General features: G+C 45.0%; 12 protein-coding genes and 1 tRNA gene. 6 read left to right on the forward strand and 7 right to left on the reverse strand.

Annotated features, from left to right (window positions below; genetic code table 11):
• Positions 1-56: 56 nt before the first annotated feature.
• From KOD92_RS23115 to KOD92_RS23125, 3 genes are all read right to left on the reverse strand, one after another.
• Positions 57-1,604, reverse strand: a complete 1,548-nt coding sequence (locus KOD92_RS23115; RefSeq protein WP_215235987.1) for a tail fiber domain-containing protein — start codon at positions 1,602-1,604, stop codon at positions 57-59.
• A 138-nt stretch (positions 1,605-1,742) separates the two neighbouring features.
• Positions 1,743-2,621, reverse strand: a complete 879-nt coding sequence (locus KOD92_RS23120; RefSeq protein WP_215235988.1) for an alpha/beta hydrolase — start codon at positions 2,619-2,621, stop codon at positions 1,743-1,745.
• Positions 2,622-2,689: 68 nt separating this feature from the next.
• On the reverse strand, positions 2,690-3,964 hold the full coding sequence (locus KOD92_RS23125; RefSeq protein WP_215235989.1) for a hypothetical protein: 1,275 nt from the start codon (positions 3,962-3,964) through the stop codon (positions 2,690-2,692).
• Between the two features lie 251 nt (positions 3,965-4,215).
• Between KOD92_RS23125 and KOD92_RS23130 the strand changes: the two genes are divergently transcribed.
• The 4 genes from KOD92_RS23130 to KOD92_RS23145 all read left to right on the forward strand — a co-directional run bounded on the left by KOD92_RS23130 (position 4,216) and on the right by KOD92_RS23145 (position 10,087).
• Entirely contained in the window at positions 4,216-5,706 is a 1,491-nt protein-coding gene (locus tag KOD92_RS23130; protein ID WP_215235990.1) for an ArnT family glycosyltransferase, read from the forward strand.
• A gap of 44 nt (positions 5,707-5,750) precedes the next feature.
• Entirely contained in the window at positions 5,751-6,557 is an 807-nt protein-coding gene (locus KOD92_RS23135; RefSeq protein WP_215235991.1) for a DUF2490 domain-containing protein, read from the forward strand.
• 199 nt (positions 6,558-6,756) lie between these two features.
• Positions 6,757-8,085, forward strand: coding sequence for an MGH1-like glycoside hydrolase domain-containing protein (locus KOD92_RS23140; protein WP_215235992.1), 1,329 nt, complete (start codon positions 6,757-6,759; stop codon positions 8,083-8,085).
• Positions 8,086-8,242: 157 nt separating this feature from the next.
• Positions 8,243-10,087 carry a BspA family leucine-rich repeat surface protein gene (locus KOD92_RS23145; RefSeq protein ID WP_215235993.1) on the forward strand — a complete coding sequence of 615 codons (1,845 nt, stop codon included), beginning with the start codon at positions 8,243-8,245 and terminating at the stop codon, positions 10,085-10,087.
• Between the two features lie 255 nt (positions 10,088-10,342).
• On the opposite strand, the gene KOD92_RS23150 is transcribed toward KOD92_RS23145, so the two are convergent.
• The 4 genes from KOD92_RS23150 to KOD92_RS23165 all read right to left on the reverse strand — a co-directional run bounded on the left by KOD92_RS23150 (position 10,343) and on the right by KOD92_RS23165 (position 12,544).
• Positions 10,343-10,416, reverse strand: a tRNA-Asn gene (locus tag KOD92_RS23150).
• An 84-nt stretch (positions 10,417-10,500) separates the two neighbouring features.
• Complete coding sequence (locus KOD92_RS23155; protein ID WP_215235994.1) at positions 10,501-10,782, reverse strand: hypothetical protein; 282 nt, start codon at positions 10,780-10,782, stop codon at positions 10,501-10,503.
• Positions 10,783-10,802: 20 nt separating this feature from the next.
• Positions 10,803-11,423, reverse strand: coding sequence for a 16S rRNA (guanine(527)-N(7))-methyltransferase RsmG (gene rsmG / locus KOD92_RS23160; protein ID WP_215235995.1), 621 nt, complete (start codon positions 11,421-11,423; stop codon positions 10,803-10,805).
• Complete coding sequence (locus KOD92_RS23165) at positions 11,414-12,544, reverse strand: glycosyltransferase (protein ID WP_215235996.1); 1,131 nt, start codon at positions 12,542-12,544, stop codon at positions 11,414-11,416. Before KOD92_RS23165 ends, rsmG begins: the two co-directional genes overlap by 10 nt.
• Positions 12,545-12,653: 109 nt before the next feature.
• Here KOD92_RS23165 and tgt point away from each other — a divergent pair, with 109 nt between their 5' ends.
• Positions 12,654-13,787, forward strand: coding sequence for a tRNA guanosine(34) transglycosylase Tgt (gene tgt, locus KOD92_RS23170; RefSeq protein WP_215235997.1), 1,134 nt, complete (start codon positions 12,654-12,656; stop codon positions 13,785-13,787).
• Between the two features lie 225 nt (positions 13,788-14,012).
• Entirely contained in the window at positions 14,013-15,467 is a 1,455-nt protein-coding gene (locus KOD92_RS23175) for an OmpA family protein (protein WP_215235998.1), read from the forward strand.
• Positions 15,468-15,542: the final 75 nt, after the last annotated feature.

Below are 15,542 nucleotides of genomic sequence, written 5' to 3' on the forward strand. Positions count from 1 at the left end.
CTTTTGTTGGTGTTTCACCAACTTATGCCTTTGTTGGTGTTTTTACCAACATTTGTTCATTTTGCGTTGCCACTTGTTTTGACTGTATTCGCTGCTTCCAGCGCTTGCAGCCTGCTTTCGAATGTGCTATTGGAAGTTTTGAGCGCTTCATTCTCTTTTGTCAGCTGCTTAACGGATTCGATCAGGTGCGGAATAAGGCCGATATAATTAACAGATTTAAAACCCTTATCATCTGTTTGGACCAGCTCCGGGAAGAGCTTTTCGACTTCCTGCGCAACAAGACCAGTTTGCATCGACTGGTCGCGGGCAGGGTCAATCCAGTTGTAGTGATAACCGGTGAGATTATTTACTTTTCTTAAACTTCCCGAAAGCGGAGACAGATTATGTTTCAGGCGGGCGTCAGAAGTAAGGCTCACATTCCCTCTCAAATATGCATTCCCTTGATTATTAACCCACAATTGCCAGGTATCCATAAAGAACCCGACTTCGTCGTCCGTTTTCATGCCGACAAATGCCCGTTCAGTGCTTTGGGAATTATCTAAAAAAATACCCGCAGTGGCACCGTTGTGGCGTATACGCGGCCTGCCGCCAATGTCAAGAATGCGGGTAGGTTCAAGTACAAATTCTCCTAGCCCAAGATTTCCGTTTCTTATCATTGTCAATGCATTTTTTCTGGCATCAATGGACCCATTGCCTATTTGAAAAATTCGATCGGTTTCCTTGTCTATCGCAGGGTCAGGTTGATCAGAGAAGTTATTGTACAATCCGGCAACAAAGGAAGCCTTCGTCTTTGTCCTGGTAAAATATCCGAAGGCCGTGGACATATCGCCGTATGCCGCAGTATTTACTCCGAAACTGGATAAGTAATATCCTGCCGCCTCCGAATTAAATCCTGTGGCCAGAGAGTAACTTCCAAGAGCTTTTGTATTGCTTCCAAAGGCGGCGCTGACCGCACCGCTTGCCTCTGTTTCTGTGCCAGTGGCAAAGGAATTACTTCCCATTAAATTATCTTCCCATTTCCCAGCGGAGGAATAACCCACCCGGAATGCACCTTTAATCGGGTACCAGATTAGCTTATATCCATCCCCTATTGTCGGAAGAAGATATTTTTGAAGCTTTGGATCATTCGGCTCAGGTGCAATCGGGTCTAATCCTGGTTCTAGCACCATACTCTGAACGACCGGAAGCCCGTGGTTCCAATGCGACGCTTCTTTTGCCTGCAAAGCATAAGGTACACTCAGCAACTGTGTCGTTCCTAAGTCTACCAACGCATTTCCGCCGGTCGGGTCCATTTCCAACTGTATGAATTGTTCCTGCGCCTTCCATGGTATCTCTTCGAAAATTCCAGTTTTGCCAATCCCTTTCCCAATAGCTATCGTGAAAATTCCGTTTTCGTTAGTTAGGGGACGATGGTTTTCCTGGTAAACTGCTGGCCCGGTGATACTTTCGGAGTGAATGGTCACACGAAGGCGTACGACAACGTTTTTGACCAAATTACCGTCGGCACTTCGTGCCACTCCCTGAAAGTTGAATTGCTCCGGAGCCTGCGCGGCCAGAAATCGATAGGTTAGCAGAAAGAGAAGTGATAAAAATACGGATTTCATAAAGTTGCTTTAATATGGTAAAACTCCACTTGCCTCGTTTGAGGGAGTCAGACCTAATTAAAACAAACTTTAATCGAATGCTGAAAGCAATTATCCAGTAGCCCGTTTGAGATTTTTAAAGGAATATATGCCGGATGTCTAGTGGCCGATTTTTACGCTTTTCATAAAATCCATTATTTCTGAATATCTGCGGTTCCAGGGGTTAAAAAATTGCGTGATCATAGGTATGTGCTTTTTCTTTTCCTGGATGCGATAGGGCGTTTCTGGGGCATATTCCTGTAAAGCTTGGATAAACTTCTCATTACTTTTTGAGATAGAGGGATACGTTTTTCCGCCGCGGTAAATCAGCATCGGCGGCATTTTTTTGTGCAAATGATAAAGTGGCGTCGCGGCCTTCCAGATCTTCGGATCGTTCGTGAAGGTGTTCAGGTAAGTATGCCCTTTTTCTAGTTTTTCTTCTGTTAAATAGCCGAACATATCCAATCCGGCGGCATCGATGAGAATCGTTCCCGCCAGCGGATTTCCAATTTTTAAATTCTCAAAATACTGATTGTCAATAGAAACAAGCGCGGCTAAATGCCCACCCGCAGAATGCCCGGACAGAAATATACGTTCCGGATCTCCACCATATTGACTGATATTTTCCTTCACCCATTTCACAGAATTCGCAGTCGCGTGGGCCATATCGCTATAATCTACACCCGAACCCAGCGGATAATCGATCACGACATAAACGATGCCCTTCTTTGCCCAGTGATTCCCGATAATGTTGTACTGCGATTTTTTGCCCGAATTCCAGTTTCCGCCATGTACGAATAGCAGCACGTCGCTGGCCTTTTTATGTTTTTTAGGGGCAAAAATGTTGAGGTGCTGGGCAATTACTGATTTGTCAGACGGCTGATATTCAATATGTTTCGAGCGTGAAATGGGCCTGAGGGAGCAAGCGGAGAGCGTAAGTAAAAATGCGCATACGATAATGGTAAGTACAATCAAAGTAACCCTGGCTTCCGATTTCATGAGATAATGTGTCGTTTATAAAGACATACGCACATCGTTCCGCCAGCGATTACCGCTCACCAAATACCTTACAACCGCGTTACTTTTCCATTGTTTTCAAACCACGTATCTTTCACCGCTCCGGTACCATTGAAACGGATCTGAACACCGACGATGCCGGTCGGCTTATTAGGGAATTGGAGTGAATATGCCCTGTTTCCGTTTACAAAAATGCTGGCTTTTTTATCGATCGTTTCAATCCTGAGTTTCGTCCATTGCGTCAGATCGGCTCCGAATCTGGATAGGTCGGCTGTTTTGCTTGTCAGATAATTTCCGCAAAATGCGAGTGCCAGGTCTCCCACACATGCCTTTGCGGCGAGCGGAATGATGATCACATCGTCTTTGCATTGGATCAATACCTGCACAGGCTGACAGGCGTTTGCACCGAGCGCGAAGTCGTTTTTTACAGTAGTTTCAAACACAAAATTGTCACTCATCAAATCCCCCATATCCCGCTGGTTAAACATCCTCACCCGCGGCGCCTTGGGGTGAAGAGAAAGGTTATAGTTTTTCAAAATGTCCTCATTTACCTCTACAATGCCATTTTTAATGCATTCTTCTTTCTTAAAATACACCGGTGTCGGCTCGTCTTCTGCCAGGCATAACCAGCCGTCCGAAGTGATCCACAAATCGTGCGTTTTCACAATCTGGTTGTCGGCGATCAGTTTGGTATTGAAATAGCCGGGGTAATAATAAATTGCCGAATGGTAATTTTTGACCTTCGAAACGTGCGTGCGGCGCCGCATATCCCACGTTTGTATGATGAAAACGGAATCGGTTCTGGCCGCTTTTGCATTATAATGGAACACGACAGAATTGGGAACACCTTCTGTCATTATTTTATCAGCTTTAAAAGAAAATAGTTTCGGATCAAGCTCACGATCAGCGGCTGTAATGGAAAATAATGCATACCCAGCCAGCACAAGCGGGATCAATGCGAAAAACCAGTAATATCTGGATTTGCTTTTGGACGAAACGGGAGTGGGAGTTAATACCGGCTCGCTCGTGTCGGGTTGGGTAAAAAGCCTTTCCTGCCGCTGCCTGAGCATTCGCCAATCTTCATATCCTGCAAACCGGGCCAGTGCATTGAGCGTCGTGAGGGTAGGGGCGCTGTCGTATTTCAGCTTGCCCCAAATCCGCTTTAAAGTGGTGACACTAAGCCTTACGCCCGTTTTTTCGTGAAAAATGTCACTTAATTTTTCGAAATCATAGTTTGTCCAGTTTGCACTGCTGCCCCAACCGAGCTGCGACTCGATCAATGTCAGGCATTTTTGTAAGTCCTGCTCTTCTCCGTTTTTTGTCATGGCTGGCGGTAAGAATGCATTTGCATTCAAAACCAAAACCATTTGTAGCCAAAAACTTACTTCCTCTATTCCTTATTTCAATGATCCTGACAGGTATGATCAAAATCTGTCGCTGCCGCCAATGAGTTCGTGAATACCATTTGCTTGTTTTTCAACTGCTTTATTACGATTGTGCAACATTATTTATTTATCGGTTTTGTTAGTCAGCGGTTACTTAGCGATATTCGGGAATCCTAACAAACAGAACCTGCATGGGCGACACGCAACTGGCTGTTTCGAGAAAATCGATACTCAACTTAAAAATAGCAGGCTGGCTGCTGGCGATCTGCTTCATCTGCCTCACCTTCGTTCCCCGCTCTTTTGACCACGTCTTGTTCGTCGACGGGCTTGCTTACGCCGCAATTTCCCGAAATATGGCGATGGGACTTGGCTCATTTTGGGAGCCTTATTTCGCCGATTCCTTTTGGCTTCCCTATAATCGCTGTACTTTCTTTTGCGAGCATCCGCCACTTATGTTCGGAATGGAATCACTTCTTTTTCGCCTTTTTGGAGATAGTCTGGTGGTAGAAAATATCTATAATCTGATCGTTTTAATTGCCAGCGTCCTGCTTATAAGCCTGATTTGGAAGGAGTTATTTAAAAATAACATGGCGGCGCAAAAGCAAGCCTGGCTGCCTGTTTTAATGTGGTACGGAATACGGGTTGTGTGGTGGAGCGTGCCGAACAATCTGCTGGATACTACAATGGCGGTGTTCTGTTTGTGGTCTTGCTATTTTCAACTAAAAGCATTGCAATCGCCGCAAAAGAAACTCCATTACTGGGTGGCCGCGGGTTTGATGATCATGCTGGCTTGTCTCACAAAAGGTCCGGTCGGGCTCTTCCCGCTGGCGTTTCCGGCGATCTACCTGTTTGTTTACGGAAAGGCGTTTTTCACGAAAGCTGCGTCGGGGTTAGTTGTCACCTCCGTCACATTTTCCATACTCTTAGGTGCGCTTCTCATTTATCAACCGGCAAATTACTTTCTCAAAAATTACTTCGAGGGACAGGTGATGGCGGCGCTTTTACAAAAGCGCGAGCGGGTTACCTCCGGTTGGACAGCCCATTTATATCTGTTAATGCTGCTGCTGGTAAATATCGTGCCTCATTTGCTCATTCTTGGTGGACTTTACCTGTTCAAACTTTTTGCAAAAATCAATATCCCTGCCCCGTCAGAAACCCGGAAAGTGCGCATACTGACAATTCTGGTGGGTATTTCAATTATACTTCCAATGCTTGCCAGTGTGAAGCAAGGTGACTATTATCTGATGCCCGCGCTGCCTTTTGTAGGCTTATTTTTCGGCGCCTGCTGCATTGAGCCTTTACTTTTGCTGGCGGACAGATTCAGCATTTTACCCAAAGTTTTGTTTCCTGCTGTCGCAGTTTTGCTGGTCGGGTTAATGGTCTACAAGCTCGGCCACCCAGATTTCGACAGGAATTATGAAGTAGCAAAAGCGCTGAAAGCGAAGGTCCCGGAGCGTTCCAAGGTTTATCTGCCCAGGGAAGTGAGCATGGAATCGGGCATTCACACGGCCTACCAGCGTTACGCCAGACTTTCGATTGCATTTGACACCACGGACACCGACTACCTCCTTTTCGAAAAAAACGGCACCAATCTCCTGGATTCTATCTCAAAAAGCCCGGCCTACGAAATCCTCGATCTGGGTAATGAAGCGACGCTGGCCATTAGAAAAGCGCGGCGCTGATTTGGCTTGATATTTGAGTCGGTTATCTTTTCAAAATCACTTAAATGGAGCTGGCCAAAAAGAATTCTTCCCGATTTTCCGTACCTGTTTTGACGGTGCTTCTATTTTTGTCTTTTTCAAATGCAAATGCGCAGCGCGAACGTTTGATCGATCATAATGCGATTGGCTGGTTTGTCTACAACGGCGACCATAAACTGAGCGAAAAGTGGGAGTTGCATACGGAGTATCAGTGGCGGCGCATTGATTTCGTTCGGATTTGGCAGCAGTCTCTGGCACGCGTCGGCGCTAATTTCATTATTTCAGAAAAAGTTAAAATTGGGGCTGGCTACACATTCTTTCAAACGTTTCCCTACGGAACCTATCCGCAGGCAGATCTGGGAAAATCCTATCCCGAGCATCGGTTGCACCAGGACATTTCAATGGAGGAGAATTATGGAAAACTGGCATTGAAGCACCGTTTCCGGCTCGAACAACGTTGGGTTTCAGAGCTTGACGAGACAAATCCTTCAAAGGTAGCTAAGTGGCCATTTCAAAATCGGATCCGTTATCAGATCGGCGGAAGTTTTGCATTAAAGGGTCAGACAATAGACGATAAGGAGTTCTATATCAATGCGTTCGATGAAATATTTATAGGTTTCGGAAAGCATGTAGGTGAAAATGTTTTTAACCAAAACCGCATTTCACTTGGCCTGGGTTATCAGGTTTCCGACGGACTGCAAATTGAACTGAATTACCTGAACCAGATTGTCCAGCATGCGGACAATGATCCACTTTCCGGTCGGCCGGTTTTTGAAATAAATAACGGTTTCAGGCTGAATATCAACCATTCTCTTGATTTCAGTAGAAATTAAACCAATTAGTTTTTGTTCAACTGCGGCTTCATTAAGGAATATCAAATGAAAGTCCATGAACTTCTTTGCAAAACACCGCCTCTTCATTCTTTTATATTTCACAATTTTCGTCGCTAATGTAGCTGCCGCTTCAAATTTCAGTGCTTTTTCGAAATCAGATTCAGTTCCTTAACGTGAAAATCTGAATGGGAGCGACGTAGTGCCGGTTCTGACTTTCCCGGGCATTACACAGGCAGACTTTCAGGATGCATTCAATGTATTGAACGAATGTCTGGTGATGAATGCTGGTTTTGGGTTCAAATATCCATTTATCGCGCCGGGCGGGCATTATGGGCAATGTTGGTGGCAGCTGGATGGTTCGATCAGTTTGCAGGCAACGAAATGGGTGAACCAGACATTTTCCGAAAATATGGTCCGGGGCTTCGCAGGGGTGCAGAAACCCGACGGTCGGATACCGCTGTATGGGCACGATAAAGTTCCTAATTTTCCTACCTGCAGCTCGCTGCCCAAACTATTCGAAGCTGCGTACCAGGTTCTTAAACATTCCAGGGATAAAAAGCTGATCGCCGAAACTTATAGTAGCCTCAAACTTTACCTCGACTGGTGGTTTTCCGACGCCCGCCTCGACAAGGAAAGCGGCCTGATCACAGGCGTATTTGAAGAGTCTTTCCCTCCTTTTGAAAACAGGTTAAAAGCCGTCGCACAGGTGGATTTGAATGTGGAAATAGTGGCGAGCTGTCAGGTTGTGGCAGGTCTGGCGAAGAAATTGGGACTAAAATCGGATGTTATAAAGTATGCAAGGCTGGGTGAAGAATTGAAGCAAAGTATTAATAAATACATGTGGAATGAGCCTACGGGCGCATATTTTGCCTATTTGGTAAATGAAAAAAAGCAGGACGATAAGCTGATCTGCTACACATTCGATCCGCTCCGCTTCGGAATCGCCCCGGCTGACAGGATTCCGGCGATGATCCGCATGCTGACAGACCACAAATATTTTAACTGGGAAGGCAATGCAATCACCAGCGTTGCCAAAACCGATCCGCTTTATAATGAAACGGTAGGCGACTACAATGGAAATCCAGCCTGGTCGGGCGATATCTGGACACTTCGGAACCAGGTGGTGATTGAAGGATTGGAAGATATCGGAAGGTTTGACCTTGCGTCGGAGCTGAGCTTAAAAACGGTGCAGATGTTCAACTCAAACTACACCGAATTCCTGAAAACTTCGGACGCGAGCGGCCAGGGCGTAAAAAGATACGCATGGAGCGCCGCGCAGTACATTCAGATAATGACGGAAAACATATTCGGTATTGATTACAACAGATTTACAAAAACGATCACCATTAAACCAAACCTGCCAAAAGCATTGCTCGGTCAGGATATTGCGTTGGAAAAATTGCTCCTGCCGGACGGTAACCGGCTGAATGTATATGTTTCGAATCAAGCCGGTTCGGTGAAGGTGAGATATACTATCGATGGTGATCGAAACGATATGGAAGTGGTCGTAAGCCTGGCCGGGCATTAAAAGTCAGGTCCAGTTCTTGTGCCATTACTTCAATAATGACCATTTCGTCATGGACTGCTTCAGTACCTTTCTTTCCCTCGCTATTTAGTTTTGAAAATATGGGAACTTCGACGATAAATCGCATATTTATTCCAACATTACTCAATACTTTATCCGCATGACCAAACTCTGCTCCCGTTTAAATTTTTTATTGTCCATCTGGCGGCCCCTGCTTCCAATTTTACTAATTTTTGTTGCAGTAGATTTTTCCTACGCACAGATTGCCGCTACGGATTATGTAACCATCTGGAAAACCGATAATGCCATTCCTGAAAATACCCAGATTTCTATTCCGGCCTATGGTGAGTACACGCTCTATTATGAAAGTATTCCGGCGGGCATATCCGGCACGCTACCGGAAACCGGCACTTTTACGGATGTTCAAACTATTACGTTTCCGGCTGCTGGCACATACCGGGTAGCTATTAAACCAACCGGCTCCATTCCATTTCACAGGATCACTTTTGGAATTTTGGGAGGCTCTGACACCATATTAGAGATTGAGCAATGGGGGACGACCGTTTGGTCATCAATGGAAGATGCATATGTGAATTGTAGTTTCCTAACATCATTGCCGGAAACGGATTTGCCGGTGTTGAGCAGCGTCACATCAATGCGATCCGCCTTTAACGGATGCAGGTCCCTAACCGGCTCCTCGAAGATGAATGACTGGGATGTCGGTAACGTAACTGATATGCAAGGTACCTTTACCAATGCAAGTGTGTTCAATCAACCGATCGGTAAATGGGATGTCAGTAATGTAACTAGCATGCTGTATACCTTTAACAATGCAACTGTATTCAATCAGTCTCTGGCAGATTGGGATGTAAGCAGCGTGACAAATATGCGAGCGATGTTTTGGAGGGCAGAAGCATTCAATCAGCCGATTAACAGCTGGAATGTAAGCAATGTGACCACTATGCGGGATATGTTTTTGCAGGCTAACAGTTTTAACCAGCCGTTGGATAACTGGAATGTGGCGAATGTCAGTGTTATGAGATCAATGTTTGAAGATGCTGTGAGTTTTAATCAGCCCCTTGGTAATTGGAACGTTACCAATGTGAACGACATGGGAGATATGTTCCGGGACACGGAAGCCTTCGATCAGCCTTTGAACAATTGGAACGTCAGCAATGTGACCCTTATGGCGAGTATGTTCAGAAATGCATCAGCTTTCAACCAGCCGCTCAGTCAATGGACATTTAGTCCTGACAATATCAATTTGAATAACATTTTTACTGGCAGCGGCCTTGATTGCGGTAATTACAGTACTTCTCTGATTGGGTGGGCGGCAAATCCTAACACGCCTGACGGAATAATTCTGGGTGCCGATGGAAAGGTTTATGGCCCGCTAGCAGTAACTGCACATGACGATCTGATAACTAACAATGGCTGGACGTTCAACGGCGACAGCTTTGACGCCACCTGTGCAGGCCTTCCGGTTACATTAGTATCATTTGGGGTAAAAAAGCGGGAATCTTCCTTACTGCTCACATGGTCTACCGCCGAGGAAACAAACAGCGAGAGGTATGAAATACAAAGAAGTGCAGATTCCAAGATCTGGAAAGCGATAGGAATCGTGGCTTCTGCTGGCGAGAGCAGGGTTACTCAGCAGTATCAGTTCAATGATCACTTTCCGATGGATGGTATCAGTTATTATCGCCTGAAAATGGTTGATAAAGATTTAACATTTGCATTCAGTGGCATCGAAGCTATTGAATTCTCTACCGATACGGGGTTCGGCATATATCCCAACCCTGCCAGCGACAGACTCCTGATTGATGATTATAAGCAAATCAAGCAAATCGAAATATACAATGCCTCGGGGCTAAAATTGCTGGACAACAAGAGGGTAGGTGCTCATGGACTGGACCTAAGGAGCCTCATGCCAGGTATACATACGGTTAAAATGTATTTCGAAAATGGTCATTTTCAGACCAGTAAGCTTGTGATTTCCAGGTGAAGCAACCGATATGGCGCTAATCAAACGTGAACTGGTCTACGACGGCATCTTATAATCCACAGCGAGTTCTCTTGCCTTTGCGCTATCAAATGCGTGTTTAAAGGGATTTTATTTGATTGATCGCCTGATGAATTTCAACGTTTCCTTCCCTTTCCACAATTCGATACCTATTGCAACCTCTATTGCGACAAAACAAAAAAAGCACCTAGCAAATTAATGCTAAGTGCTTTCGGAGCGGCGAACCGCATTTTCAGGCTCCCGAAGTTGGGCTCGAACCAACGACCCTCTGATTAACAGTCAGATGCTCTAACCGGCTGAGCTATTCAGGAGTGTAAACCCGGTTGTTTATTCGAATTATGGTGCAAATGTAAGCGTCAAAGGTATATAGCGCAAGTTTTCACGCTAAAAAAATGTTACGCCTGCACCTTCTGCAATATTAACTCCTTGACTTTCTTGGCATCTCCCTTCGTAAAATTGTTGATAATAATTTCAGGACGCATTCTTGGGATCACCCGGATCGTCGAGAAAAACATGCCGCTGTCGACTTCAACACCTGAAATGTCGGAATAAAATACAAAGTTGTCCGTACTTCTGAAAAGCTTGCTCACTTTGAATGTTACACCTTTATCCCCGAATGTTACTTTATCCGGAAAAAATGGATTCATTAGTCCACTGGCGCTGAATTGTTCGTTCATAAGATTAGGTTATTAAATTTTTATAAAGGTACGTAGACGACCTTCTTCGTCTCAAAGAATTCTTCACTGAAATAGTCCGATAGCTCGAAAACGCGCTTTTTGTGCGGCAATTCTGCCAGCTCTTCGGTCAGGTCGCCGCCTTTCAGGTATAAAATTCCGTTCCTGAGTTCGTGAAATGAATTTCGGCTGATGTTTTTCCTGACCCAACCTACGAAAGGAGTAATTCGGGTAACCGCTCTGCTCACCACAAATTCGTAAGAATCGTCCAGCTTTTCGGCCCTGATCTGCTCGGCTTTCACATTGGTCAGCTTCAATGCATCGGCGATTTCCTGCACGACGCGGATCTTTTTCCCAATACTATCCACCAAATGAAACTGCGCATCGGGAAACATGATCGCGAGCGGAATACCCGGGAATCCGCCGCCGGTACCTACGTCCAAAACGCTCGTGCCCGATTTGAAGGGCTGCACCTTGGCAATACCCAGCGAGTGCAGAATGTGTCTTTCATATAATGTATCAATATCCTGCCTCGAAATCACATTGACCCGCGCATTCCAATATTGATATAGTTCTTCCATTTCGCTAAACTTACTGCGTTGATCATCAGTAAGTTCAGGAAAATATTTATTGATTAATTCCATGTCCGGCGAGGCCTTCTTTTAATTAGAGTAACAAATCCGAAAACGGTATAATAGGCGAATAACGCAAAATCCATCAGCAAAAAACTAAACCACTCTACCGTTTTATCGAGTTTTAAATTAATAAGGATCAGCAAAAACCATTGGATCACCCAACGGGCCCCAACAATGATCCCGAGATATTGCAGATAGACAAAGTCCATGGTGACCAGTCCGAAAACCAGCGCTACCAGTCCCAAAAGCCAGATCGCAATGTGGCTGCCGGAAAGCAGGGCCAACAGGATCTTGTTCCGCATTTTATAGTATTTACTAACCGAAATATGCCGCTGTTTCTGACGGTACCACGCTTTCCAGGTCGTTTTTGGGATAGAATAAACAAATGAATCTTCCTCGATCGAAACGGTGGTGTTTGAGCTGTTCGATACTTCATTCAGGAAAATATCGTCATCGCCGCCGAATACACTTTTGTGCTTATAAAAACCTTTGTTTGCGAAGAAAACAGAACGCTTATATAATATGTTACGTCCGACACCCATATAGGTCATTCCGGCGAGCGCGAACGATAGGTACTGAACGGCGGTGTAAAAGGTTTCGACACGGATAAACCAGTTGAGCAAACCCGCATTTTTGGAATAGGGGGAGAAACCTAAAACGATATCCTTGTCTTCCGTCACGCGGGAGGTCATTGCAGTAATCCAATGTGTGGAGGAGGGGCGGCAATCGGCGTCGGTCATCAATGCGATCGGATATTTGGCCTGCTTCATTCCGACTGTCAACGCGTACTTTTTCGGAGTAACGTGATCAAACTGATCGTTGATCCGGATGTACCTGATATGTTTCCAATTAAATATGTTGCTGCGGATATAATCTTCGCTTCCATCGTCCGACCTGTCGTCGAGCAGGATTACTTCAAATTCGGGATATTCCTGTGCGTCCAGCAGCGGCAGCAACTCAGTCAGATTTTCCTTCTCATTCCATGCGCATACGAGTACAGTTACTCCCGGCCTTGAATTGCCATAGTTCGCGCCTTTTTCATAAAATGCAAGTCTTGTAAAAAAGAAGAGATAATAGAATAATTGTACTGAAACGAACGCCGCTAGCGCATAGAGTAAAGAGTCGGCCACAATAGAAGAGAGAAGTAAATTTTTACCATATTGTCACAAATATACAGTCATTGTCAGGATTCTTCGAGACCTTCAATCTATTTTTGCAGGGCAGAAATTTAAAATTTAAATGAAGTTTACATTAGAGGCGAAAGACCCCGGATCGAAGGCGCGGGCAGGATTCATTGAAACAGATCACGGAATAATTGAAACGCCGATATTCATGCCGGTGGGGACTGCGGGTACAGTAAAAGCAGTTCATCAGCGCGAGTTGCACGACGATATTCAGGCACAGATTATTCTTGGGAATACATATCATCTTTACCTTCGCCCCGGACTCGATATTATTGGCAGGGCTGGCGGCTTGCATGCATTTAATGGTTGGGATAAACCGATCCTTACCGATAGCGGCGGCTACCAGGTTTACTCACTGGCAGGTACCGGTAGAAAGATAAATGAAGCAGGTGTGGTATTTAAGTCACACATTGACGGTGGCGTACACACATTCACGCCGGAAAATGTGATGGATATTCAACGCACGATCGGAGCAGACATTATCATGGCGTTCGACGAATGCACACCATATCCCTGCGATTTTTCGTATGCGCGGCAATCCATGGAAATGACTCACCGCTGGCTGACGCGCTGCTGCGAAAGATTTGACAGTACAACTCCGCTTTACGGTCACAATCAGACACTTTTCCCGATCGTACAAGGCAGTGTCTATAAAGATCTCAGAAAACAGTCAGCAGAATATATTGCTTCTTGTGACAGGGAAGGGAATGCAATAGGCGGACTGTCAGTTGGGGAGCCGGCCGAGATCATGTACGAACTGACGGAAGTGGTTTGCGACATTTTACCGGAAAATAAACCAAGGTACCTCATGGGAGTTGGAACCCCTGCGAATATCCTGGAATGTATTGCTTTGGGGGTAGATATGTTCGACTGTGTAATGCCTACCAGAAACGCCCGTAATGGCATGATTTTTACTACGGAGGGAGTGATCAATATCAGGAATGAGAAATGGAAGGATGATTTCTCGGCGATCGATGCCGGCCTGGGTGGTTATGTGAGCACTTTCTATTCAAAAGCGTATCTGCGTCATCTGATCAAATCGGATGAAATGCTTGGCGCACAAATTGCAAGTGTACATAATCTTACTTTTTACCTCTGGCTGGTGCGGAGTGCGAGGGAAAAAATCAAGGAAGGGAATTTTGTTTCCTGGAAGAGGGAAATAGAAAAAAAAATAAATCAACGTCTTTGAAAGTTGCAGAATCGGCATTTCTTTCGGGAAAAATTAAAATGAAAATTCCTGAAACTTTTTCCAATTCTGGTGTACTTCGGTTGATTTAATGATATTGTTAACCTATTTTTGTGCGCACTAGGCATTTGGTTAACGTACAATTGGCCATGAATTGAATACCTAATTTACTCATAATTGACTAAAAGATCAATCCTAGTTAATCTTAATAACGCTAACTTGAATAGTATGAAAAAAGTATCCCAGTTGATTTGTTCGTTTGCCTTGGGGGCAATGATGGCGCTGCCTTCATTGGCGCAACCACTAGAGCAACCGAATTCTCCGGATTACAATCCCAAAGCAACCTACGACGGTCCCTACAAGCTGAACACCTGGTCAATTTCAGCGCATTTCGGTCCATCCATGTTTTTTGGCGATTTAAGAGAGTATGATTTCTGGCCTGTTACCAAAACAACAGCTGACAGCCACAAGGAATCCGGAACAATTCAAGGAGGCCTCACTTTAAACAAACAGCTTTCATACTGGTTCGGCTCTCGCCTGGACGTTTCTCTCGGAAACCTGAGAGGTATGAAACGCCGGAATTACAACCGTTATTTTGAGGGCAACTATTTTGATGTTTCTGTTGCCGGAACAGTGAATTTGAAAGGTCTTTTAATGGGACCTAATAAAATGAAACGCTGGAAAGTAGATGCGTATGTTGGAGTAGGACAGATTTTCTACAACGCTGACGCTTACGATCTGACTGGCGGTGTTAAGTTGCGCGAAACCGGCAGCATGAACGACTGGATCGTTCCAACGGGATTGAACGTTAACTATGAAGTAACCAAAAGAATTGACATCGGACTTGACTTCCGTTTGACTCATACAAATTCTGACTACCTGGACGCAACGTTCGGTGGTGACTACGACAGAACTGCGAATAGCTTTGTAATTGCAGATCAAAAAACCTCCCGCAAAGGAAATTCAGAACTGGATAGCTACGGATATGGTGCTGTGCAGGTAACTTACAAATTGGGTAAAAACCCATTGAAAGTTCAGAAAGTGGATGGCAAATGGGATTACAAACCTGACGAAGGCGGATACTACCACCTGCGTTACACGGATCCTAAGGCGCTTATCAAGCCTCCGAAAATCCTTACACTTGAAGAAATGGACTCAGTTGCAAAAGCAAACCGCCCAAAAGATATCGATCCAAGATTGTTGCTTGATACAGATGGTGACGGTGTTTCTGACTTCTTCGATAAAGAACCAAATTCACCTGCTGGAAGCATAGTTGACGGTGGTGGTCGCGTTCTTGACTTCGATGCTTACGTGAAAAATGCGCTTAAAAATGGTGCAGCTTGTGCTGAGATCTTCGCTAACGTAATGTTCGATACTGACAAAAACACGATTAAGCCAGAAGCTCAGGAAATGTTGAAAAATGTAGCGAAACTGATGAACCTGAACGGTTGCCGCTTGCAATTGGCTGGTCACACGGATCGTCGTGCATCTGACCGCTACAACATCGCACTTTCACGCCGCCGGGTTGATGCAGTTAAAAACTACCTGATCAACGAAGCAGGATTGACTGACCCAAGCAAAGTGATCGTTGATTACTTCGGTTCATTCAAACCAATCGCTGATAGCGCAAGACGTGAAGGACTTCAAAGAAACCGTCGCGTAGAACTTAAACTTCTTCCATAGTATTTAATGGAATAAAGATAAATACAGAATAAGGTCTCCTTCATGGAGGCCTTTTCTGTTTTATAAAGGGGTTGA

This window comes from Dyadobacter linearis (genome assembly GCF_907165045.1).
Lineage (GTDB): Bacteria > Bacteroidota > Bacteroidia > Cytophagales > Spirosomataceae > Dyadobacter > Dyadobacter linearis.